General features: G+C 31.7%; 22 protein-coding genes. 8 read left to right on the forward strand and 14 right to left on the reverse strand.

Translation table 11 applies throughout. The features are described from left to right. Positions 1-22 precede the first annotated feature (22 nt). The 10 genes from ACTTA6_RS00575 to ACTTA6_RS00620 all read right to left on the reverse strand — a co-directional run bounded on the left by ACTTA6_RS00575 (position 23) and on the right by ACTTA6_RS00620 (position 10777). On the reverse strand, positions 23-1213 hold the full coding sequence (locus ACTTA6_RS00575) for an ABC transporter substrate-binding protein (protein WP_440614048.1): 1191 nt from the start codon (positions 1211-1213) through the stop codon (positions 23-25). A 92-nt stretch (positions 1214-1305) separates the two neighbouring features. After that, positions 1306-2787 carry an aldehyde dehydrogenase gene (locus ACTTA6_RS00580; RefSeq protein WP_440614049.1) on the reverse strand — a complete coding sequence of 494 codons (1482 nt, stop codon included), beginning with the start codon at positions 2785-2787 and terminating at the stop codon, positions 1306-1308. Then, on the reverse strand, positions 2780-3562 hold the full coding sequence (locus ACTTA6_RS00585) for an alpha/beta fold hydrolase (RefSeq protein ID WP_440614050.1): 783 nt from the start codon (positions 3560-3562) through the stop codon (positions 2780-2782). The genes ACTTA6_RS00580 and ACTTA6_RS00585 overlap by 8 nt, the downstream gene beginning before the upstream one ends. A 6-nt stretch (positions 3563-3568) precedes the next feature. Continuing rightward, the gene (locus ACTTA6_RS00590; protein ID WP_440614051.1) at positions 3569-4156 is read right to left on the reverse strand and encodes an amino acid synthesis family protein; all 588 of its coding nucleotides are present in this window, start codon (positions 4154-4156) and stop codon (positions 3569-3571) included. After that, on the reverse strand, positions 4153-5856 hold the full coding sequence (locus ACTTA6_RS00595; protein ID WP_440614052.1) for a thiamine pyrophosphate-binding protein: 1704 nt from the start codon (positions 5854-5856) through the stop codon (positions 4153-4155). The genes ACTTA6_RS00590 and ACTTA6_RS00595 overlap by 4 nt, the downstream gene beginning before the upstream one ends. Then, entirely contained in the window at positions 5853-7022 is a 1170-nt protein-coding gene (locus tag ACTTA6_RS00600; protein WP_440614053.1) for an LLM class flavin-dependent oxidoreductase, read from the reverse strand. Before ACTTA6_RS00600 ends, ACTTA6_RS00595 begins: the two co-directional genes overlap by 4 nt. A 122-nt stretch (positions 7023-7144) precedes the next feature. Beyond that, positions 7145-8296 (reverse strand): glycerol-3-phosphate dehydrogenase, encoded by a 1152-nt coding sequence (glpD, locus tag ACTTA6_RS00605; RefSeq protein ID WP_440614054.1) that lies wholly within the window; start codon positions 8294-8296, stop codon positions 7145-7147. A 54-nt stretch (positions 8297-8350) separates the two neighbouring features. Then, complete coding sequence (locus tag ACTTA6_RS00610) at positions 8351-9319, reverse strand: 2OG-Fe(II) oxygenase family protein (protein WP_440614055.1); 969 nt, start codon at positions 9317-9319, stop codon at positions 8351-8353. After that, positions 9316-10269 carry a DMT family transporter gene (locus ACTTA6_RS00615; protein WP_440614056.1) on the reverse strand — a complete coding sequence of 318 codons (954 nt, stop codon included), beginning with the start codon at positions 10267-10269 and terminating at the stop codon, positions 9316-9318. Before ACTTA6_RS00615 ends, ACTTA6_RS00610 begins: the two co-directional genes overlap by 4 nt. A gap of 40 nt (positions 10270-10309) precedes the next feature. Then, the gene (locus tag ACTTA6_RS00620) at positions 10310-10777 is read right to left on the reverse strand and encodes a thioesterase family protein (RefSeq protein ID WP_440614057.1); all 468 of its coding nucleotides are present in this window, start codon (positions 10775-10777) and stop codon (positions 10310-10312) included. 42 nt (positions 10778-10819) lie between these two features. On the opposite strand from ACTTA6_RS00620, the gene ACTTA6_RS00625 reads away from it, so the two are divergent. Beyond that, complete coding sequence (locus tag ACTTA6_RS00625) at positions 10820-11218, forward strand: GFA family protein (protein ID WP_440614058.1); 399 nt, start codon at positions 10820-10822, stop codon at positions 11216-11218. Positions 11219-11225: 7 nt separating this feature from the next. On the opposite strand, the gene ACTTA6_RS00630 is transcribed toward ACTTA6_RS00625, so the two are convergent. Further along, entirely contained in the window at positions 11226-12251 is a 1026-nt protein-coding gene (locus ACTTA6_RS00630) for a quaternary amine ABC transporter ATP-binding protein (RefSeq protein ID WP_440614059.1), read from the reverse strand. A gap of 120 nt (positions 12252-12371) precedes the next feature. Here ACTTA6_RS00630 and ACTTA6_RS00635 point away from each other — a divergent pair, with 120 nt between their 5' ends. Then, a complete protein-coding gene (locus ACTTA6_RS00635; protein ID WP_440614060.1) occupies positions 12372-13103 on the forward strand; it encodes a class II aldolase/adducin family protein in 732 nt (243 codons plus the stop codon). After that, positions 13103-14242: a TauD/TfdA family dioxygenase gene (locus tag ACTTA6_RS00640; RefSeq protein ID WP_440614061.1), complete on the forward strand. Its 1140-nt coding sequence runs from the start codon at positions 13103-13105 to the stop codon at positions 14240-14242. Before ACTTA6_RS00635 ends, ACTTA6_RS00640 begins: the two co-directional genes overlap by 1 nt. Here the strand turns inward: ACTTA6_RS00640 and ACTTA6_RS00645 are convergent. The 3 genes from ACTTA6_RS00645 to ACTTA6_RS00655 are packed head-to-tail and all read right to left on the reverse strand — an operon-like array spanning position 14239 to position 17501. Further along, a complete protein-coding gene (locus ACTTA6_RS00645; RefSeq protein WP_440614062.1) occupies positions 14239-15669 on the reverse strand; it encodes an aldehyde dehydrogenase family protein in 1431 nt (476 codons plus the stop codon). The genes ACTTA6_RS00640 and ACTTA6_RS00645 overlap by 4 nt on opposite strands. Before the next feature lie 21 nt (positions 15670-15690). Beyond that, positions 15691-16632: an NAD(P)-dependent oxidoreductase gene (locus tag ACTTA6_RS00650; protein ID WP_440614063.1), complete on the reverse strand. Its 942-nt coding sequence runs from the start codon at positions 16630-16632 to the stop codon at positions 15691-15693. After that, positions 16632-17501 (reverse strand): DMT family transporter, encoded by an 870-nt coding sequence (locus ACTTA6_RS00655; RefSeq protein WP_440614064.1) that lies wholly within the window; start codon positions 17499-17501, stop codon positions 16632-16634. The genes ACTTA6_RS00650 and ACTTA6_RS00655 overlap by 1 nt, the downstream gene beginning before the upstream one ends. 59 nt (positions 17502-17560) lie before the next feature. On the opposite strand from ACTTA6_RS00655, the gene ACTTA6_RS00660 reads away from it, so the two are divergent. The 5 genes from ACTTA6_RS00660 (at position 17561) to ACTTA6_RS00680 (ending at position 23175) form a co-directional block, all read left to right on the forward strand. Next, on the forward strand, positions 17561-18307 hold the full coding sequence (locus ACTTA6_RS00660; protein WP_440614065.1) for a maleate cis-trans isomerase family protein: 747 nt from the start codon (positions 17561-17563) through the stop codon (positions 18305-18307). Continuing rightward, a complete protein-coding gene (locus ACTTA6_RS00665; RefSeq protein ID WP_440614066.1) occupies positions 18307-19476 on the forward strand; it encodes a M24 family metallopeptidase in 1170 nt (389 codons plus the stop codon). The genes ACTTA6_RS00660 and ACTTA6_RS00665 overlap by 1 nt, the downstream gene beginning before the upstream one ends. Before the next feature lie 45 nt (positions 19477-19521). Continuing rightward, a complete protein-coding gene (locus tag ACTTA6_RS00670; RefSeq protein ID WP_440614067.1) occupies positions 19522-20607 on the forward strand; it encodes an ABC transporter ATP-binding protein in 1086 nt (361 codons plus the stop codon). A 116-nt stretch (positions 20608-20723) separates the two neighbouring features. Then, positions 20724-21842 carry an extracellular solute-binding protein gene (locus tag ACTTA6_RS00675; protein ID WP_440614068.1) on the forward strand — a complete coding sequence of 373 codons (1119 nt, stop codon included), beginning with the start codon at positions 20724-20726 and terminating at the stop codon, positions 21840-21842. Between the two features lie 70 nt (positions 21843-21912). Further along, on the forward strand, positions 21913-23175 hold the full coding sequence (locus tag ACTTA6_RS00680) for an ABC transporter permease (protein ID WP_440614069.1): 1263 nt from the start codon (positions 21913-21915) through the stop codon (positions 23173-23175). Position 23176 lies beyond the last annotated feature (1 nt).

A 23176-nucleotide genomic window follows, 5' to 3' on the forward strand; every position in this document is an offset into this window, starting at 1 on the left:
GCTTTTTAAAATAAGATTTAAATTATCTTTGTTTTTTAGTTTTGAATTTTCCGCTTTTAACTTCTTGTTCTAAGAAAGAACCTTCAGCTTCACCAACACTAGTAAAAGATACTCCAGTAGCACCTTCGTAATTTATCTTTTTACCTTTTGCTAGTAAGTCTAAACCTTTCTTTAATTCACCTGGGTAGATTTTAGTACCAGGAGCGTTAGCAACATCCATTACATTTTTTGCAATAGATGCTCTGTCAGCAGAATTACCCGCTTGCATTGCAAGAACGATTAAAGCAGCTGCATCATAAGACTCTCCAGTGTAAGGACCAGATGAATCTATACCACCAGCTTTTGCAACTTCTGCAAATACACCAGCACCTTTGCCAGTAGAACCTGGAAGAGATCCAAATGATTTGCTCAAGTCTTTACCAAATGCATCAACTAATGATTGACCAATCATACCATCTGATAAAACGAAAGTATCAAATGCACCAGAGTCTAAAGAAGCCTGAATAATTCCTTTTCCTCCTTGGTCAAGATAACCAATAACTGCTACAGCATCACCACCAGCAGAAGCAAGAGTTGCTACTTCTGATGAGTAATCTGCTTTACCATCTTCATGAGCAGTTACAGTTGTAACTTTAATACCATGAGCTTCAACTGCTGCTTTGTAAACATCAGCTAAACCTTTTCCATAGTCATTGTTAGTATAAGTGATTGCAATACTTTTTACTTTTCTGTCTTTAGTAATGTCAGCTAAGATTTGACCACCTCTAGCATCTGATGGAGCAGTTCTAAAGAAATATCCATTATCATCTAGAGTAGTTAATCCTGGAGAAGTTGCTGAAGGCGAAATCATTACTACACCATTTGGTACAGCAACATTTGTTGCAATAGCACCTGTTACACCTGAACAGTCAGCTCCCATAATTGCAGCTACACCACCTGAAATTAAACCTTCAGCTGCTGCTGTTGCTGCTGCTGAGTCAACACAAGTTGAGTCCGCTCTCATTGCTTCAATTTTTTTTCCACCAAGTAATGAACCTGAATCTGAAGCTTCTTTAAATGCAAGCTCTGCAGATGCAGCCATAGCTGGAGTAAGAGATTCAATTGGACCTGTAAATCCTAAAATGATTCCCATTTTGATTGAATGTCCGTCTGCCATAACGTTTGAACCAAAGCTTGATACAAACATAAATGCAGCGATAAATAGTTTTCTCATTATCTTCCTCTTTATTGTTAACAATTTATAAAATCTAATTTAAGTATGAATAATCTGAATATTCAATGACAAAATTGGCTTATTTTAAACTATTATCTGATAGAGAATGGGTCTAAAGATGGTTCATCTGATGTGTAGAACCAAGTTGTTTTTACTCTTGTGTAATCTTTAATTGAGTCAATTCCTGCCTCTTTACCGTATCCACTATCCTTGATACCTCCAAATGGAGCTGAAGGTGAAATTAATCTGTAAGTATTAACAAATGTTATTCCAGCTCTAATTGCTTTTGATACTCTCATACCTCTAGATAAATTGCTGGTATATACTCCAGAAGATAATCCATACTGATTGTCATTCATTTTTGAGATAACCTCTTCTTCAGTATCAAATTTCATTACTGATAAAACAGGTCCAAATAATTCATTTTCTGCAACAGGTAAATTATGATTATCACATTCAATTATAGTCGGTGGAAAGTAATAACCTTTATTTGAAAAAGAATGTCTCTCACCACCACATTTAATTTTTCCACCTTGATCAATAGTTTCTTTAATATTTTTTTCTATTGTTTCTAATTGTTTAAAATTACTCAATGGGCCCATTTCAGTTTCAGGATCCATAGGTGCTCCTATTTTTATTTTAGAAGCTCTTTCAGAAAGTTTGTTTAAAAATTCGTCATAGATACCTTTTTGAATATAAAGTCTTGAACCAGCTATACAACTTTGACCGCTTGCTCCAAAAATTCCTGCTGTAATTCCATTAATTGCATTTTCTTGCTCGGCATCATCAAAAACAGCTACTGGACTTTTTCCTCCAAGTTCTAAACTTACTTCAGAAAGATTTTCTGCTGAATTTTTAATTATATGTCTTGCGGTTTCTGGTCCACCTGTGAAAGCAATTTTTTCAACTAAATCATGCGTTGTTAAAGTTTTTCCACATGGGTCTCCAAATCCAGTTATGACATTTACTACTCCTTTGGGTATCTCAGTTTTTTCAATTAATTTGGCAAATTCAAATAATACCGCCGGTGCTAGTTCTGATGATTTAATTACAACTGTATTTCCCATTGCAAGTGCTGGAGCTAATTTAGTGGCAGTTAAAAACATTTGCGAGTTCCAAGGGATAATGGCTGCCACCACACCTATAGGTATTCTGGTGGTTATTGCTTGAATATTCGGTTTATCAATTGGCAAAACTGTACCCTCAACTTTATCAGCTAAACCTGCGTAGTAATCATAGTATTCTGCAATATAGATTGCTTGTTTTTTTGTTTCTCTAAACAATTTTCCTGTATCTATTGTTTCTATTTCTCCGAGCATTTCTGCATTTTCTCTTAACTGGTCCCCAATAGCTCTTAAAAATTTTGCTCTTTCCTTAGGAAGTAATTTAGGCCATTCACCTTCGAATGCTTTTTGCGCAGCTTTAACTGCTTTATCAGTATCATTAGCACTTGCTTCAGGAACAATTGCCCAAGGTTCATTATTTTCAGGGTTTAAAGTTTCAAATGTTTTATTGTTTTCAGCATCGACCCACTGTCCATCAATATACATTTGATATTTTTTAAGTTTACTCATTTTCTTTGATAAAATTGTTTAGAGATGAATTTACATCATCGGCACACTCAATACCACAAAGATGTTTTCCATCCCTGATTATCTTTAATTGGCTTTTTGGTATTAAAGCATTTAATTCTTGAGACATTTTAACTGTAGAGCCAATGTCATATTCTCCAGTCATAACTAAAGTGTGATTTTGAATTTTATTAAAATCCTCATCATTTTGATGTTTTACAAACAGCTCATAAACTTTCAGAAAATGATCCATATTATTAGCTGCTAAAATAGAGCTAATTTTATCATAAATACTTGGATGGTTTTCAATATACTTGTCTGTAAACCATCTTTTAAGAGCTTGTCTTGACAATTTAAGATCTTTCTTTGCTTGTTCAAATCTTTGATTTACAATTTTTTGTTGCTCTTCGGTCCTTTTATATATTGAGCATAAAAGAGTTAGTGATTGTAAATGTGAACTGTGATTAATAGCAAAATTTCTCGCAATCAAAGAACCTATTGAAAAACCAACCAAATGAATTTTTTTTATATTAAGGTGGTTAATTAAATCAATTAATTGATCAGAAAAGTCATCAAATGAAATTATTTCCTTATCTAAAGATGATTTTCCATGACCAAGAATATCATATGCAAGAGTACTATAATCATTAAAAAAATCTAATTGAGGTTTCCAAATCTCGTGGGTTAAACCTACACCATGAACAAATACAATTGGAATTTCTTGGTCTTTTTTTATGTATGAGTAAAAAGTTCCAGAAGCAGTAGTTCCAGTGGTCATCAAGATTTATTTGGGTTCAATTCCCATTTCTTTCATATCTTGATATCGATCACCTGTTCTAGCGTGTGCCCTTCCAGTAGATGCTCCACCTATCGCAATTACCACCTCATCATTAAATGGTGCATCATGTATAGTAAATTCATGTGTTAGATAATAAGGTCTTAACCCAGAGTCAGTTTTATGCATCATGGGAATAGAAATTTTTGATCCTGCTGGTCCTCTTGTGTTTGTAAAACTTAAATAAGATGTGCCTCCCACAGCGTCTCTAAATTTATTTCCAAATCTCAAAGTGTGAATAAAAGCAGATGCATGCTCTATTTCTCCATCCAGTCCAACTACTCCTGCTTTACCATATGCTAGTATTTTTTCTGGAGATCCTATTTCTTTTATTAATTCTGGAACAAGTAAATCACCTAACTTAGGAGCTAGATCTAAAATAGTTGGTCTTAAGTCCTCAACAAATCCTTGACCATGCCATGGATTTTTAAAAACTGCAGCAACAGATACTAATAATACAGGCTCTTTTGCTTCCTTGCCTCCTTCAATAAAAGTTTTGTCTACAAATTTTGTAAATTTTCTTAGTTCTAATTTCATTTTTTAATTCTATGTTGAAAACTATCTCTTCTAAAACTGTATAATGCTTTTGGATCTACATCAACATCAATCACAGAAGGTTTATTGCTTTTAATTGCAGCTCTAACTGCTTCATTTATTTCAGAAACTTTTTTAACTTTAAATCCTTTTGCCCCATATAATTCTGCAACTTTATCAAAAGATGGACTTGTTATATCAGCACCTAAATATCTTTTACCAAAAAAATCTTTTTGATAAGCTTTTTCGGCTCCCCAACTTTGGTTATTCATCACTATAGTTGTTGTATTTATTCCATATTCAACAGCTGTGCTTAATTCAGAAATAGTCATTCCAAAACCACCATCGCCCATCAAACTTACAACTGTTTTTTTGGGTTTTGCAACTTTAACTCCAAGTCCACAAGCGAAAGAGAAACCAACTAGGCCAAAATCTAAAGGTGTAAATAGAGAAGGGGGATCATAGTATTCTAAAGCGTCTGTTGCTTGTAAGCACAAGGTTCCTGCATCTAAAGTGATCGCTGAATTTTTAGGTAATACTTTTCTTAGTTGTTTAAACAAACCTTTTGGTTGGATTGGAAAATTTTTTCCTAAATTTTCATTTTCTCTATTATTTAAAAATTCTTTTCTTTCTTTAAAATACAAATCAGTCCATTTTTTTACATCTAATTTGATTTTTTCTTTTTTAATTTCTTTATATAATTGAACAGTGGCTGTTGCAGCATCTGCATGAATTCCTATTGATACTGGAAAATACTTTCCAATCATTTTTTTTTCTAATTCAATTTGAATTATTTTTGCTTTTTTATTTATATTTTCATAAGAGTAAAATGTTGAATTGAATCCTAGTCGAGTACCGATAGCTAAAATAATATCTGCTTCTTTGACTAATCTTGATGCAACAGGATTGCCTCTTGGCCCCATTTGCCCTGCATTTAATTTATGACTAAATGGTATGGCATCTCCATGACCTGCGGCTGTAACAATTGGAACATTAAGCAATTCTGCCAATTTAATAACTTCTCTATATTTTGAGTTATATTTAATTCCAGCCCCAACAATTATTGTAGGATTTTTTGATTTCAGTAGCAATTTAGTTGCTTTATTTATTCTCTCTTTATTTACTTTAAGATTACTTTCACTTGAGAACGAAGGTTTATTTATATTAATATTGTAAGTATTTTTTTCCGCCAATATGTTTCTTGGAAGATTGATACAAACAGGTCCTCTTCTTGGTTTCATTGATAAATCAAATGCATCGCCAATTACTTTAGGAACAATCTTAGAATTTTTTACAGTCCAAGTCTTTTTTGTAATTGGAGTAAACAAGGATTGTTGATCTAGGCCTTGAAAAGCATCTTCCATTTTATCTTTTGTTGAGTAAGAACCTGCAATCGCAACTACAGGAGAGAAAGCGGCTTTTGCTTGCGCTACCCCAGTCACTAAATTTGTTGCACCTGGTCCATTTTGACCTGCAATAATTACGCCATGCTTATTAGATGCTCTTGCATATCCATCAGCCATATGTGTTCCAGTTCGCTCATCTCTAACTCCAATAAATTTTATACTTTTTTCATGATAAAGAGCATCAAACATTTCCATTGTTGCAGAACCTATTAAACCAAAAACGTGTTTAGTTTTTTCTCTTTTAAGAGCTCTAACGGCAGCTTGACCACCGCTTATTTTTTTTTTGGAATTGATCACGAAACTTTTTTAACTTCAGTACCTAAATCATCTAGAAAATGAGGCATAACTTTTTCTGTAAAAAGTTTAATACTTTTCATACAATCTTTATGTTTCACGCCAGGAAAGTTTGACCAAACTTGTAAGTTTTGTAAATTTAATTCAGATTTTAATTCATGAATTTTATCAATCACATATTCAGGCGTTCCAAATAACATATTTCTTTTGTGTAAAAATTCATAATTTAATAAATCCAGCTTACCTTTGGTCTCTGGAAGTTCTTCACCTGGATCCATATGATTGCCTAGACCACGCCAATGACAAACCCAACGCATATAATTTACCATGTGTTCACCAGCCTTTTCTTTAGCTTCTTCCATTGTATCAGCTACAAACATATCTCTAACTAGAGATACACCTTCACCTAAAGGAATATTTTTTTTGGTTACTTCAGATCTTTTATTTTTATAAGCTTCAAATTTTGCCTTTAGAGCTTTTACTGTTGGTATCCACATTATAATATTAATATTATTCTCAGCTGCCCACTCAATTGATCTAATTCCATCAACTACTTGATGAATAGGAGGATAAGGTTTCTGAAAAGGTTGTGGCAAAACACTAATTTTTTTCAATGTGTTATCTTCCATATTCATAAATTCTTCACTTGGTGGGCTCATATCATGTTGCCAAACATAATTTGGAGAAGGATATGTATAAAACTCACCTTGATGACTAAAAAACTTTTCACTCCATGCTTTTTTTAGCACTTCAAGTGTTTCAGCAAACAATCTGAAGTTTTTTGCCTGGTCTTTAAGATCAGCTTCTTTGTTTAAATTGATTGCTTCTCTACCGTAAATTCCTCTAGCAACACCTACTTCAACTCTTCCTTTTGAAAGTTGATCTAGCGTAGCAATATCCTCTGCTAGTCTTATAGGATTATGAAATGTAATTACATTTGCAGCTTGTCCTATTCTAATATTTTTTGTTCTTGCAGCTGCATCTACCCCCATCATTATTGGGTTAGTGCATGACTCCATTCCTTCATGATTAAAGTGGTGTTCAGTAAACCAAATAGAGTTCCAATTATTTTGATCACAATATTCTGTGATTTCCTTAGTTTCGTCTAATAATTGATGATATGGTTTGTGTGTCCAGTTAGTGGTATTGCAAAAATAACCAAATTTCATAAAGCCTCCTTTAAAAGTTAATTTAAAGACGACCGATCCCACTTTCGCAAATCTTTGATTTCAACGACGAGTTATGTATCGCTTTATAAAATAACGTATCACTTTTTAATAGCAGTGGAAATCTAAAAAAGCTTCTTTTTATCTGTCCATGGACCTTTTTTAGTTTTGGGTAAAAACTTTTTAAGATCTAATAGGACTTTTTCAGACAGCTTTCTGTATGTAGTAAGTTTTCCTCCATAAATGTTTAAAAGTGGTAATTTTTTTACAATTTGTAAATCAAAAACATAATCTCTTGTAACTTTTGAGGCTTCTTTAAAATCCTCTATTAGAGGTCTTATTCCTGAATAAGTATCAACTATATCTTTTTTGCTGATTTGTTTTCTTAAATAATTATTTACTGATCGAATTAAATATTGAGTTTCTTGTTTTGATATTCCAGTATTTTCTGGAGATTTAACTTCCACCTCAGTTGTTCCAATTAATGAAAATTTCTTTTTGTAGGGAATTACAAAAATTATTCTTTTGTCTGTATTTTGAAATGTAAATGCAACATCTTCTTTGTATAATTTCTTTGTAATTATGTGACTACCTTTAACTAATCTGATTTTATTTTTAGATTTTATTTTTATATTTTTATGCAAATTTTCATTTATCCATGGTCCTGATGCATTTATTAAAACTTTTGATTTTATTTTTTTTCTATCTTGAAGACTAATGACCCATTCATTATTAATAATTTCAGCTTTTTTAACTTTATTGTATTCTAGTATTTTGGCTTTATTTTTTTTTGCATCTTGTGCATTTAGTTTTGTTAATTTTTTATCATCAATTTGAATATCGTAATATTGAAAACCAGTTTTGAATTTCTCCTTAAGAATATTTGGAAATTTTTTATTAAGATCTAATGTTTTTGATTTTGGAATACTAGTTTTCCCACCCAAATTATCATACAAAAGCAAACCAAATTTAATTAACCATGCTGGTCTAATTTTATCAGTATGAGGAATAATAAATGGAATTGGCTTTGAAATGTGTTTTGCAATTTTGTAAACAATCTCTCTTTCTTTAAGAGAATCTCTTACTAATTTAAATTCATAATTTTCTAAATAACGGAGACCACCATGAATTAATTTTGTTGACCAAGAAGAAGTTGCTCCTCCTATTTCTCCTTTATCTGCTAAACATACAGACAAACCTCTTCCAGAAGCATCTCTTGCAATACCAGCTCCATTTATACCGCCACCTATTATGAATAAATCAAATACTTTAGACATCAAACTGAATTGTTTATAAAATGTAATAATAATTTTTCAATGACTTAAATTATTTTAACGCTGGTATTCGATAAATTTTTTTAAAGATTGATTTAAAAATTTTTCATAAATCTTACCTGTGTTAGAATATTTTTTTGAATTAAGGAAAGATTTACTCATTTTAAAGTCATAAGAGGGCTCAAAGAAGAATGGAACGGAAAGTCTCTTGCTTTTATTCCATAGCACTCTGTGATTTGTAGCTTTAAATTTACCTTTACTTAAAAACTCTAAAGCTCTTCCTGTATTTACTACCAAAGCTTTTTTATTAAATGGCACATCATACCATTTTTTCGTTTTTCTATTCTGTACTTGAAGACCACCTTTTTTATCTTGGTATAGAACTGTAAATATTCCACTATCTACATGCGTTTCACATCCAAGTGCAACTCCATCTTGTTTTGATATCTCCACTGGCCTTGTTTGATTTGGATAATAATTAAATCTTAAAGTACTTAAAGTTTTTAACCTTGCAAAAGCTTTGTTTGAAATATTTGGATCAAGTTTATTTAATTTAATTACACTTTTAAATAAAGTTTCACTTAAATTGTAAATATTTTCAAAATATTTATTCAAAGCCTTAATGGAAGTTTTGTTAAAACATTTATTTAGATCTAAATATTCAATGTATTGGTTTCTAGTTTTTGAAGAATATTTCTTGGTAATTTTTAAATCTCCTATATCCAAACCTTCTTTTCCATTTACATCATTTGGAAAATAACCTCTGTAAAGATTGCTATTTTTTTTATTCCATTTTTTTGGTGATAATTTCCTTTTTTTACTGTCTGACAAATTGAAAAACTTGTTTCCTATTCCACATATTTTATTAATTTCTTTCAAATCAAGACCATGACCAGTCACTTGAAAAAAACCTATATTTACACAAGCTTTCTCAATTTCTTTAATTGTTTTTAACGCACTCCGGGTCTCAAAATTATTTTTGATAAGTGATGATATATTAATTGTGGGTATATAATTTTTGGTCATCTTCTAACAGGTGTTTCTGTAGCAATGTACTGCTCTCTGACTCTTTCTCTTAAATAGATATATATTCCTGCTGCTATTATACAGGCAACACCTAGAAATATTCTTCCAGATGGAATCTCGTTAAATAGGAAATACCCTGGTATCATCGACATTATAATTAGAGAGTATTCAAATAAAGAAACAACCGATGGAGATGCAACTATGTATGCAGAAAATATACAAAGAAAAGCAATTGATGCTGCTACACCAAAAAATAATATAAATTTCCATGTGTAATCAAAGTTAGAAAACCATTCTCTAAAAATAAATTGAGTTGTTGGATCAAAATGAGAATTGTTAAACTGACCATTGCCCATAAACAGATAAATAGCTCCACATAATATGAGCGCAATTAAGTAAAAGTAAAATAACTGAGTATTTACATCATCTTTGTCAGATGTATATTTCGTTATTGTCATAGAAGCTGCATAAAAAAATGCACATCCGACTGGAAGTAGACTTCTGTATTCAAAGTCTGAAAAATTTGGATCTAAAACTATAAACACACCAATAAAACCAAACACAATTGCAGACCATCTTCTTATCCCAATATGTTCATTTAAAAAAAATTTAGCAAAGATTGAAACAAAGAAGGGGCAGGAGAAAAAAAGTGCATTAGCTGTAGCTAATGGCATATAAGTTAGAGAAATAAAAAATGCTGAAAAAGCCAAAAAATGCAAAACTACTCTTACTAAGGTTAAAATTGGATAGTAAGTTTTTAAACTAACCTTTTGTTTTTTAAATTTGATGTAGCAAAACAGTAAAATTGCAGCAACAAAGTATCTGCCAAAAAAAATTTCATACAACGCTGCTTTTTCAAATATAAATTTGATTAATGAGTCCTGCATTGCAAATAAAGTCATTGCAATAATAATAAGAACAATTCCTTTAGAGTTATTATCGGTACTCATTTCGCACCTATACCAAAATAAGATAATGAATAATATTTAATTATTTCTTAAGTTTTGAGGTGAACAAAAGATTTTCACTTGAAAATTTAGCTTCATTTTTCTCTATAAAAGAAGCCATCAACTTCAACTTTTCTTCTTCAAATTCTGTTACCTTTCTTTTGCTGAGATCAATATATAAAGATATCCATTCCATCGATGCTGAAATTTTTTTAGTCTCTTTTACAATCATTTCCATTTTTAAATGTAATCTTTTTTTATCATGGTCAAAATAAGTGAGGTTTATATCGACATTTTCACCTTCTTTGACCTCATTAAGATATTTAGTATTTGTCTCTACTACCATCGTGCTTCTGTTTAGATTTTTTGCTGCACTTGCTCCCATTTTAAACTTTTCAAGCGCTACTTCCCATGCTTCATCAAATATTAAAACATAATAGGCCATGTTCATGTGATTGTTATAATCAACCCAATTATTTGTGATAGTGAAGCTTTTAAGAAAAACAGACATTTAATAATTTAATTTAATATTAATATCATATAATAAAGTTTTATGAAAAAAGTATTAACAGCTAGTTGTTTATGTAAAGGTGTAAAGTTTAAAACACTTAATAAACTTAGAAGTGTATCAAATTGCCATTGTGTTCAATGCAGAAAAACTCATGGTATATTTGGTGCCTATACAAATATTAAAGACAAAGAAATTAAATTTTTAAATAAAACTACCTTAAAGTGGTTTAAGTCGTCTAAGAATTCTAAGAGAGGTTTTTGTAATAAATGTGGAGCAAGTATATTTTTTAAAGTTGACAAATCTGACAATGTTTCAATTTCTGCAGGAATGCTTGATGGTAAAACAAAACTAAAAACTTTTAGAAATATATTTGTAGGTTCAAAGTCAGATTTTTATCAAATCAATGACAAACTTCCAAAATATAAAAGATTTGCTAAATAATATTATTTTAAGATTTAGTTAAAGAAGACTGTAATTCTTGATTAGTAATATAACCCTTAATATTACCGTTCTTATCAACTACTTCACAATTTGAGTCTGAACAAACTATTTGAGGTAAAAATTCTTCAATAAATTGATCTTCATTTACTTTAATAACGTTTGATTTATCAATATTTTCAGATTCATTTAAATTTTTCATAATTATTTTTGCTTTGATTACCTTTGCTCTATTAACATCTTTAACAAAAGCTTTTACATAATCATCTGCAGGGTTCATTATAATTTCTTCTGGAGTTCCAACTTGTACTAATTTTCCTGAATTTAAAATTCCAATATGGTCACCTAATCTCAATGATTCATCAAGATCATGAGTAATAAATACAATTGTTTTTTTTAATTCTGATTGAAGATCAATAAGTTGTTTTTGCATATCACTTCTTATAAGTGGATCTAGAGCACTAAAAGCTTCATCCATTAACATTATGTCTGTATCAGTTGCTAATGCTCTTGCTAAACCTACACGCTGCTGCATTCCACCAGATAATTGATTTGGATATTGATTTTCAAATCCATTTAATCCAACAGCATCAATTTTTTCCATTGAGATTTTGTTTCTCTCATCTTCTGCTTTGCCTTGCATTTCCAAACCATATCCAACATTTTGCAAAACTGTTTTATGTGGAAATAATCCAAACCTTTGGAAGACCATACTCATTTTGTGTCTTCTAAACTCAATTAGCTTTTCTTTATCAAGCGACATCACATTTGTGCCCTCAACCAAAATTTCACCGTCAGTTGGATCTATAAGTCTATTTAAATGTCTAATTAATGTAGATTTTCCTGAGCCCGAAAGACCCATGCAAACAAACGTTTCGCCTTCTTCAATTTTAAGAGATACATTATCTAAACCAACTGTGTGCCCAGTTTTTTCTAATATTTCATCTTTAGTTGAACCTTCCTTGACCATTGGAAGCACTGATTTTGGATTATTACCAAAGATTTTATATACGTTGTTGATTTCGATTTTTGACATCAATTAAGTTCTAACAGTTCATAGCGTACAATGTAAAACAATTTCTATACAACTGATAATTGCTTTTTAAAAATTCGATTTTGTTTGATTTTGTTGGTCATTTTAATAATCATTTAATTTATGACCAAATCAGATCAAGATATTCGATGCGAACTATCTGCTCTTTATAGAATTTTACACATGTATGGGATGACAGATTTAGCTAATCAATGTGCTGGAGCTAGATCAGCTGAAGATGAAGATTGTTCTTTTGTTCATCCTTATGGAATGTTTTATGAAGAGATTACAGCATCATCTTTAGTAAAGATTGATAAAGATGGTAGAAAAATAAATTCAGATGGACCATGGTTAAATGATGGTTGTATCAATCTTGCACAATGGATTTTTAATTCACGTTCTGATGTTAACTTTTATGTTCACGGACATGCTAATGATGTTATGGCAGTTGGAGGAACTAAAGAAGGTTTGATGCATCTTTCACAAGCAGCAGTCTATTTAAATCATTTAATTGGATATATCGATTATGAATTTGTTGAGGATAAAGATTTTGGAAAAAAATTTGAAAACCTTATAGGGAAGCACGATATTTTAATTACAAGAAATCATGGATACTACACGGTAGGTAAAACTGCTGCAGAAGCATTTTTTAGAGCTTATTATTTAGAACAAGCATGTACTGTTCAAGTTAAAAACTTATCTATGGGATTAAGTAAACATGAAATAGACAAACAAAAAGCTGCTTATTTTTGGGACAATATGAGTAGTTCAGATGATTATAATTATGATGGAAAAACAGAGTGGGCTGCATTATTAAGAAAATTAGATCGTGAAAATTCAAATTATAAAAGTTGATGGAACAAAATTATAAAATTGAAAATATAACTAAAAATTCTACTAATTTAGAAGTTGATTGGAGTGATGGAAAAAAAAGTAAGTTTAATTATTTGTGGTTAAGAGATAATTGTCCTACAGCACACGACAAAGACTCTCGTCATAGAATGTTTAACATTCTCAAAGTATCTAAAGATATAAATCCTAAAAAATTTTCTTTGAGCAATGATGGTAAACTCCAAATTGAGTGGAGTGAAGGAGATCATGTTAGTTATTATGATCAAAAATGGCTGAGAGATAATTGTTATACAATTAAAAACAATTTAGAATACAAATCACCCTACAAGCTTTGGGATAATTCTCTTCAAGATCATTTAAAATCTGTAGAAATTGATCATGATGAAATCGTTAATTCAGATGAAGGCTTAATTAAATGGTTGGAACTTTTGCATCATACTGGAATTGCAATTGTAAAAAATGCACCGACAGATGAGAACTCTGGATTTAAAGTTTTAAATAGAATTAGTCATACTAGAGAAACTTTTTTTAAAACTCCATTTGAGGTAATTAATATTCCAAAACCAAACAATTCTGCTTATACAGCACATGCTTTGAGAAATCATATGGATTTACCTTGGTTTGAAACACCTCCAGGTTATCAATTCCTTCACTGCCTGATTAATTCTGCAAATGGTGGAGATTCTTCAGCTGTAGATGGATTTGCAGTTGCAGATTATTTAAGAAAAAATGAAAAGGAAATCTTTGATACACTAGTTAATGTTCACCTTAAATTTAGAGATATGGATTACACACAAGAGTCAGTAAGAAGTTATTATGCGCCAGCAATTTCTTTAACTAAAGATAATGATTATCACGACATTAGATTTAGTGTTGCAACTATGGATGCCTTAGATTGCCATCCTGATTTAATGGACAAAGTTTATAAAGCTCATCATCGATTTGGAAATTTATTACACGATGATAAATTTCAAATTAAATTTAGATTAGGGCCAGGAGATATATTTACTTTCAACAATAGAAGATTGCTTCATGGGAGAACTGAATTTGATCCAAATTCTGGTCACAGACATCTCCAAGGATATTACATGGATCGTGATGAAATTATAGGAAGATTAAGGTATTTGAGAAATTCAAATTAATTCCAACCAGTTACGTTTTTTACCTCTAAAAATTCTTCCAATCCCCAAACTCCTCCTTCTCTTCCATTTCCGGACTGCCTGTAACCACCAAAAGGTGTTCCAACATCAGCTGCATTACCGTTTATATAAACACATCCTGATCTTAATTTTTTTGCAACTCTATGAGCTTTTTCTTTATCATCAGTTTGAAGATAATTTCCTAAACCATAAGAAGTATCGTTTACAATTTTCACTGCTTCATCTTCAGTATCAAATGGAATAATTGATAAAACAGGCCCAAAGATTTCTTCCTTTGCGATTCTCATCTCATTAGTAACATCTGTGAAAATAGTTGGTTTAATAAAATATCCTTTATTTAAACCATTTGGCAATTCTGGTCCTCCAGCAGCCAAAGTTGCTCCCTCAGAAATTCCACTTTCAATAAGATTTATAATTTTGTCGTACTGAACTTTTGAAATTACAGGACCAATGTGATCTCCTTTTTTAGTCGCTTGATCAACTTTAATTTTATTAGCTTCATCAACAGCTTCTTTTACTGCTCTTTCATAAATAGATTTTTCAACTAACATTCTTGTAGGTGCATCACAAGATTGTCCTGAATTACTCATTACATTTCGAATACCATCCCTTACTGCATCTTTGTAACTGTCAGCAAAAACAATATTTCCACCTTTGCCCCCAAGTTCAAGACAAACTCTTTTAATTGTATTAGCAGCATTTTTAGAAATTAATTTACCAGCTCTTGTTGAACCAGTAAAAGAAACCATATCAATATCTGGATGACTTGAAATGTCTGTTCCAACTCCAGCTCCATCACCATTTACTAAATTAAAAACTCCTTTAGGAAAACCAGCTTCATGGATCATTTCAGCAAACAACATTCCCGATATAGGAGCAATTTCTGAGGGTTTTAAAATCATTGTGCAACCAGTTGCAAATGCCGGAGCAACTTTAAGAGCAATTTGATTTATTGGCCAATTCCAAGGAGTTATTAATCCACAAACTCCAATTGGTTCATAACAAATATGATTATTTGATTTTTCATCAAAATGTTCTTCAAAGTTAAAATTTTTAAGTCTTAGTATAAAATCTTCTAAATGATCTCTTCCTGATGCTGTTTGAACATCAGTCGACCAATCCATTGGAGCACCCATTTCTAATGAAATAGCTTCTGCCATTTCATTAAATCTTTTTTTGTAAATAGTTAATAATTTTTCTAATAATTTAATTCGTTCCTCTTTTGAGGTTTCTTTCCAAGTTTCAAATGCTGTTTTTGCAGCTTTTACAGCTCTATTTGTATCTTCAGTGGATCCTAGAGAAATTACTGCGCAAGGATCTTCATTACATGGATTGATAACATCAAAGTCATTCCTCTTAATTGGATCTACCCATTCACCATCAATATAAAATTTTCTTTTATCTAGCATGAATTTATTTTAGCATAATATTTAAATTTCATATCCTTTTTCCTCAGGCTCATTATCAACTAATTCTTCTGGAAACCCTTTAGCTCTAAAATCAATGTTATTCAAATCTTCCATTCTTTTTACAATCATAGAAGACCAAGCTCTAGACCCATATTTTTTTTGTCCATCTTTAAATATTTCAACAATTTTTGGAGATATCTCTAGAGGAGCATTTAACTTCTTCGCTAGATCATCAAATAAGCCTGTGTCTTTTAAAACTAAATCCATTGTAAAATTTATATTATAAGATCCATTTAAAATTACCTGACTTTCTGTTTCGTGAACAAATGAATTTCCTGATGATGCAGCAATTCCTTTGAATGTTTTTTCAAGATCTAGATTAGATTTTTTTGCAACTGTCCAAGCTTCTCCTAAAGCAACCAAATGTACTGAAGCTAAATAATTTGTAATTACTTTAAGAGTACTTGCTGTACCCAATTCACCAGTATGTAAAACTTTTCTTCCCATGACTATTAAGACAGGTAAAATTTTTTCAAATGCTTTTCTCTCACCACCTACAAAAATTGCAATATTTCCTGTTGCAGCTCTATGACAACCACCACTTACTGGGCCATCTAAAGGTATAGCGTTTTTTGCAATTACTTTTTCTCCAATTCTCTTTACCTCAGCTTCATCAGTAGTACTCATTTCAAGCCAGATTTTATTTTCAGAAAGTCCTTCAAGCACTCCATCTTCAGCTTCCATAACTTCTGCGCTTACTTTTAGGGATGGTAAAGAAGTAATTACAAGATCAACTTGTTCTGCAAGTTCTTTTCCAGAGTTTGCAACTTTTGCGCCTAAATTTTTAAATTGATCTGTTAAATTTTGATCTACATCTCTTACTGTTAAGTCAAATCCATTTCTCAGTAAACTTCCTGCAAGTTTAGCGCCTACATTTCCTAGACCAATAAAACCTATCTTCATTATTTAACCTCTTCTTTTTTATTTTTTGTAAAAACTATCAATATCACACCAACTATTATTATTGCTCCACCAATGAATAGTTCTTTTGTCGGCTCTTCTCCCAAAAGAAAAATTGCAGCTAATAATCCTGTTGGAGGAATTCCCATAGTTACAATTGGTAGAACTTTATAAATTGGATTGTTTTTTATGACATAATAAAAGCAACCATATGTTACAGGCTGCATTATAAAACCAATGTAGATTGCAATAATCCAATGATCAATTTTTGCATTAGAGATATAATTTATAGTATTTCCATCAATGATTGCTGATAGTAATATTAAAATTGGACCAGAAAATAATGCCATCCAAGCAACCAACGCTAAAGGGTTAATTTCTTTACTTAAAGGTTTCACCATTACTTGCCCAAGAGCCCAAATAGCAGAGCCTAGTATCGTCAGTCCAATACCAATAATTTTTCCATCTAAATTTGGTGAGCCAGTTAAAACATAAACGCCCATAAATGCTATACCAATACCAATTAAAGCCCTAACTGTTGGTTTCTCTTTAAGCATAAAGTAAGCAAAAATAACTCCAAACGGTACTTCCATTTGTACTAACAAAACCGCAGATGATGCATCAATTAAGTCTAAACCAGAGTAAGTAATACTGTACTGTAAAGTATTTGCTATTAAAGATGCTATGAATATTTTTAATAAATATCCTCTCGGTATTGGAAACCACCAGACTAAAATTGATGCCGCAAATATAAATCTTAAACCCATTAATAAAATTGGTGGAAAGGATTCAAATGCTGGTTTTGCAATGACAAAACCAAATCCTAAAAAAATTGGAACCAGCGATGCGATGAAGGTATCTTTTAAATTCATGTCGTTAATTTAATATTAATGATTATTAAAGAACTTCTGATATATTCATCTTTTAAAATATGAATTCAACAAAAATAGATCCAAAATACATTAGTAAATCAAATCCAAGAGTCGGCTTAATAGCTCTTGCAAGTGATTTTATGATTGAGAGAGATTTCATTAATGTCATAAAAGACAGGGAAATTGATTTTTTTGTAAACCGTATTGAGTGTTACAATCCATTAACTCGAGAAAACCTGATTAAAATGTCTAACAAAGTAACTGAGGTTGCAAAAGATATTTTACCAGATCAAGATATTGATTGTGTTGTTTATGGTTGTACCTCTGGAACCATTGCAGCTGGATATAATTCTATTGAACAAAAAGTAAAAGCAGCAAAACCAATGGCTGATGTTACAACGCCAAGCACTGCAGCAATTAAAGCTTTAAAAAAATTAAATATAAAAAAAATTTCTTTGTTCACACCATATAGTAAAAAACTAAATGATGAGGTTTTAGAATATTTTAAAACTGAGGGATTTGAAATTACCTCTAATTCTTACTTTGATATCGAGGCTGATTATGACATTGGTAAAGTAGATCAAGATTATTTATATGAAGTATTATCAAAAATTAATTTAAATGGGGCAGAGGCTTTGTTTGTTTCGTGTACAGCATTACCTGTATTACCAATTATTGATAAACTTGAAAAAAAATTAAACACAATTGTTTTATCTAGCAATCAAGCATTAATTTGGGATACACTTGTAAGAATAAATAAAAATAACTCTGTTGAGGGATTTGGAAAACTATTTGAGGCAAACTAATGTCATTTACTAAAGAAGAATACAAACAAAGATTAAAAAAAGTTCAAAAAATGATGCAAGAAAAAGGCATCGAACTTTTAATTTCTCATGACACTAATAATTTATATTATCTAACTGGTTATGACGCCTGGTCATTCTATTATGCTCAATGTGCAATCGTTCATGTAAATGCAGACGAACCATTATGTTTTGTAAGAGCTCAAGATGCAGGTGGCGCTTATATAAAAACTTATTTAAAAGATAAAAATATTTTAGTTTATGATGAAGAGTACATTCATACTTGGCCAAGACATCCTTACGATAGATTAGTTGAAATAATTAAAGAGAGAAAATGGGATAATCTATCAATAGGTTTAGAGATGGATGCTCACTATTTTACAGCTTTTTGTTATGAAAAAATAAAACAAGGTTTGCCAAATGCCAAAATCAAAGACAGTGATCGATTGGTGAATTGGGCAAGATTTACAAAATCTGACGCAGAAATAAATTACATGAAGTCTGCAGCAAAAATTTCAGAACAAGGAATGAAAACTGCAATGGAAGTTATTAAACCTGGTGTAAGGCAGTGTGATGCAGTTGGTGAAATTCAAAAAGCACTTTTTTATGGAACAGAGGAATTTGGTGGTGAATATTCAAGTATTGCAACTCTTCTTCCAACAGGAAAAGGTACTTCTGCTTCACATTTGACTGCTACTCAAGATAAATTTGTTGAGGGAGAAGCAACAATTATTGAACTTTCTGGAGTTTATAAAAGATATCACGCTCCTATGGCGAGAACAGTTTTGCTTGGAAAACCTAATCAATTAAAAATTGATACAATGAATAAAACTATTGAAGCCCTAAACTCAGGTATTGGAGCAATTAAAGCAGGAAACACTGTAGATGATGTTGCTCAAGCTTTTTGGAAAATACTTGATAAATACGGCATCGAAAAAAGATCAAGAACTGGTTATTCAATAGGGATTGGTTACCCTCCTGATTGGGGAGAGCATACTCTTAATATATATAAAGGAGACAAGACAGTACTTGAGCCAAATGTTTGTTTTCATATGATTGCTGTGATGCAATTTGGTGACTGGGGTGTTGAGGCGTCTGAGGCTATTAGAGTTACAGAAAATGGTTCAGAGTTATTTTGTAATTTTCCAAAAGAGCTTCATATCAAGAGTTAATTTACTATTGAATTCTACTTTCACAAATGTTTAATAATCAACTTTATGTCTAAAAATCCAGAATTCGTAAAATTTGATAAAGTAGATAAAAGTTATGACGGCAAAGTACTTGTCGTTAAAGATCTTCAATTAGATATTGCTGAAGGTGAGTTTATAACGATGCTTGGGCCATCTGGTTCAGGTAAAACAACTTGTCTAATGATGTTAGCTGGATTTGAAACTCCAACTAATGGAGAAATTTTATTAGACGGAAATATTATTTCAAACATTCCACCTCACAAAAGAGGAATTGGAATGGTGTTCCAAAATTATGCACTATTTCCTCACATGACAGTTTATGAAAATTTAGCGTTTCCTTTAAGAGTAAGAAAAGTTGAAAAAGATGAAATTGATAAAAAAGTAGATAAAGCTTTGTCGATGGTTTCTTTAAATGGATTTGAGTCTAGAATGCCAGCACAACTTTCTGGAGGACAACAACAAAGGGTTGCTGTTGCAAGAGCACTAGTATTTGATCCAGCTGTTGTTTTAATGGATGAACCACTTGGTGCATTAGATAAAAATTTAAGAGAGAGCATGCAGTATGAAATTAAACATATTCATGAAAGTATAGGCGTAACTGTTGTCTATGTAACTCATGATCAAAGTGAGGCTCTTACTATGTCAAACAGAATAGCTGTATTTAATGATGGTAAAGTTCAACAGTTATCTGATCCAGCAGAACTATATGAGAAACCAGTAAATTCTTTTGTTGCAGAGTTTATAGGTGAAAATAATACATTTAATGGTGAGGTCTCAGATATAGATAAAAATAAATGTAAAGTTAAATTAGGTAATGCAGAAATATTAGCCAACCCTATTTCGGTAAAATCAAAAGGTGAAAAAACTACAGTATCTTTAAGACCAGAAAGAGCGTTGATAAATCCAACTGATAAAATGGATAATATGTTCACTGGAAAAATTGAGGAAGTAATTTACCATGGTGACCACACAAGAGTTAGACTAGACTTACTCGGTAGTTCTGAGTTCATTTTAAAAGTACCAAACAGTACCTCTAACCTTGAGCTAAAAGTAAAAGAAGATATCAACATTGGTTGGAACAGTGTTGATGCTAGAGCTTTAGATCCAAAATAGGTTTAATCAAAAATCTAAAATAACATAAGATAAAATGAGCTGTTGACTTCACTTGCTCATTTTGGTGTACTTTATTTATATAAATTAATTTATATTAATGTTTAAACGGAGGAATAATGAAAAAATTAAGTAAATTATTACTTGCTCTTTCTTTTGCTCTTTCAATAACTTCATCAGCATTTGCAGTTACTGTTGCATCTTGGGGTGGAGCTTATACAGAATCTCAAAAGTTAGGGTATGGTGATCCAACTGCTAAGGCACTAGGAATAGAAATCAACTGGGTTGATTACTCTGGTGGTTTATCAGAAATTAAAGCACAAAAAGAAGCAGGTGCTATTACTTGGGATATTATAGACTTATTTGCATTCGATACAATTAACGGATGTGACGAAGGTTTGTTTGTTAAATTTGATTTTGACAAAGACTTCCCAGCTGCACCAGATGGAACTCCTGCAAGTGAAGACTTCTTCACAGGAATGCCAAGTGAATGTGCTGTAGGAAACATCTTATATTCTTGGAACTATGCTTTTGATACAAGAGCATTTGGTGGTAAAGAGCCTAAAACTATTAAAGATTTCTTTAACACTAAAAAATTCCCAGGAAAAAGAGCAATCTACACTAGTGCTTTAACTAATTTAGAAATTGCTTTAGCTGCGGATGGCGTAAAGTTAGGTGACGGCGGAACTAGAGTTTACAGAAAACTTTTAGCAGACGGTGGAATCGACAGAGCGTTAAACAAAATTAAGAAACTTTGTACAGATCCAAATGGTGGATGTGTATTCTGGTCTGCAGGTGCTCAACCACCTGAATTACTAGTTGCTGGTGAAGTTGTTATGGCGACTGGTTGGAACGGAAGATTCTTCAATGCAGAAGTTGGTGAAGGTGCTCCAATTAAACAAGTGTGGGATGGTCAAGGTCTTGACTATGAATACTTTGCTTTAGTTAAAGGTGGACCAAACGAAGCAGATGCTAAAAAAGCTTTAGCTATGATGACTAACACTGAAATGTTAGCTGGTAGTGCGAAGTATATTGCATATGCTCCATGGAGAAAATCTTCTCTTGATGTAATCACTGCTGGTGAGCCATGGTACAAAGATGGTAAAACAGACATGATGCCTCAAATGCCAACTGCTCCTGCTAACACTAAAAACTATTTCTTAGTAGACCCATTCTTCTGGGCTGACTATGGAACAGAGATTGGTGAGAAGTGGGAAGCTTTCAAAGCAGGCCTATAATTTCAGTTTTAATCACTGAATTTATATAATATATTTAGGGCGGTTATTAACTAGCCGCCCTATTTTTTTTATGAGCTCTGAAGTAAAACAAATTTTAACAACTGACGGAATACCACTAGAAGTCAGTTTGAAGAAAGCAGAAAGGAAGAATAAAGTTAAAGCCTTCCTTCTAGTTGCTCCTTTGTTATTATTTTTAGTCATCACTTATATATTTCCAATTGGAGAAATGTTTACGAGAAGTATTGATGACAAAATGATCACAAACATGCTTCCAAAAACATTTAAGGAAATGGAAAATTGGGATGGACGAGAATTACCTCCTGAAGAAGTTTTTTCTGCTTTTTATTATGATTACAAAGCTCTTGTTGAAAAACAAGAACACGGAAAACTTGGTCAAAGATTAAATAAAGAAAAAAATGGTTTTAATTCAACAACCAAAAGATTGTTTAGAAATATTAAAAGAAAAAAGATAGATGAAAACGCTAGTTTCAAAGAACAGATGATGAAGGTTCATAAAAATTGGGGTAAAGTTGAGTACTGGCAAGCTATAAAAAGGACAGCACCACCATATACATTAGCTAAATATCTAAAAGGTATGGATATGTATTATGCTGCTGATGGAAGTATCGCTCAAGTAGATGAGGATAGAAGAATTCATAGAATTTTATGGTTAAGAACGCTTGAAATTGCGTTTTTTGTAACCCTATTTTGCTTTGCAATGGGTTATCCTATTGCTCATTTATTGGCTACATTACCAATGAAGTACTCAAATCTATTAATGATTTGTGTTCTTCTCCCATTTTGGACTTCATTATTGGTCAGAACTGCAAGTTGGATGATTTTATTACAGCAACAAGGAGTCGTTAATGATTTCTTTGTGATGATAGGATTAGTTGCAGACGATAACAGGCCTGAAATGATGTATAATAAAGTTGGTACCTATGTGGCGATGACACAGATATTATTGCCATTTATGGTTCTTCCACTTTACAGCGTCATGAAAACAATCTCTCCTAGTTTAATGAGAGCTGGAAAATCTTTAGGTGGAACACCTTTTGTTGCATTTTGGAAAGTTTATTTCCCATTAACTATTCCAGGTATAGGAGCGGGATGTTTATTAGTATTTATATTGGCAATAGGATATTACATTACTCCAGCATTGGTAGGAGGTGCCTCTGGAACTTTGATAAGTAACCAGATTGCATACCATATGAAAACAACTTTGGACTGGAGCTTTGCATCTGCAATGGGATTGATGTTGTTAACTGGAGTTTTAGTTGTGTATTGGATTTATAACAAATTAGTTGGAGTTGATAATATTAAATTAGGATAAA

This window comes from Candidatus Pelagibacter sp. HIMB1636 (assembly GCF_052047675.1).
Classification (GTDB): Bacteria; Pseudomonadota; Alphaproteobacteria; order Pelagibacterales; family Pelagibacteraceae; genus Pelagibacter.